At 60.3% G+C, this 1,237-nt stretch carries 1 protein-coding gene; it reads right to left on the bottom strand.

The annotated features are described in order from the left end of the window. Positions 1-8: 8 nt before the first annotated feature. Positions 9-1,094: a pyrimidine utilization protein A gene (gene rutA / locus MOM01_RS22935; RefSeq protein WP_241387749.1), complete on the bottom strand. Its 1,086-nt coding sequence runs from the start codon at positions 1,092-1,094 to the stop codon at positions 9-11. Positions 1,095-1,237 lie beyond the last annotated feature (143 nt).

Below are 1,237 nucleotides of genomic sequence, written 5' to 3'. Positions count from 1 at the left end.
CGTTCGTGTCAGGCTGCGGCGGCCTGGATGGTGGTGCGGCTCTTCATCAACGGCTGGATCCGGGTACCGAAGTTCTCGATACCCTCGACGAAATCGTCGAAGGTGAGCATGATGCCCTTGATGCCCTCGAGCTCGGCGACCTCGTCGAGCATCCTCGCCACACTCTCGTAGGAACCCACGAGAGTGCCCATATTGAAATTCACCGCACCCTCGGGCAACGAAATGGTCTTCGCCGTCGACGAATCATCCGCCGTGGCGTCGGCAGCGGACTGATCGGCCATGTATCCCAACGCCGCCAGATCCGCGTTGTCGTGATAATCCCGCCACTTCGCCTGCGCCGCTTCGTCCGTCTCATCGGCGATGATCATGAACAGCGTCAACGCACCCACATCCCGGCCCGTCGAACCGGCCGCCTCGACGAGAGTGGCCACCGACTCCGAAATCGCGGTCGGAGTATTGATACCCGAACCCATGATGAAATTGAAATCGGCCATCTCCGAAGCGAACTTCATGCCGCTCTTGGACTGCCCCGCCGCCACGATCGGCACCCCACCACCGGACGGAGCAGGCGAGAGCACACATTCGTCCATCGTGTAATGCTCACCCTTGAAATTGCTGACCCCATCGGCCCACAACTGCTTCATCACCGTCACGTACTCGGTGGCCTGGGCATAGCGGTAACCGAAATACTCCTCACCCGGCCACAGACCCATCTGCGTGTACTCGTTCGGCGCCCACCCGGTCACGATGTTCACACCGAACCGCCCCGGAGCGATCGAATCGATCGTCGAGGCCATCCGGGCGACCATCGCCGGCGGCAGGGTCAGAATCGGCGTGGAGGCGAACAACTTGATCTTCTCGGTCACCGCCGCCAGACCCGCCATGAGCGTGAACGATTCGAGATTGTGATCCCAGAACTCCGTCTCCCCACCGAAACCCTTGAGCTTGATCATCGACAGGGCGAAATCCAGACCGTGCTTCTCGGCCTTCTGCACGATCGTCTTGTTCAGTTCGAACGAGGGCATGTACTGCGGGGCGCTCTTGGAGATGAGCCAGCCGTTGTTACCGATGGGGATGAACACACCGATTTCCATGTCACGCACTCCTGACGGGCGGAACGATTCGAGGACGCGATCCGGCGACACTGCCCGACACGCTGTGCATTCGAATGTATCCAGGCATTGTTGCCGATCACGCGCCCACCGGTAACAACACTGTTGCCGACGTTAACGATCAG

Source organism: Rhodococcus sp. CH91 (assembly GCF_022554085.1).
Classification (GTDB): Bacteria; Actinomycetota; Actinomycetes; order Mycobacteriales; family Mycobacteriaceae; genus Rhodococcus.
The sequence above is the reverse complement of the archived record's forward strand: the minus strand, read 5'-3'. Positions and strand labels throughout refer to the sequence as shown.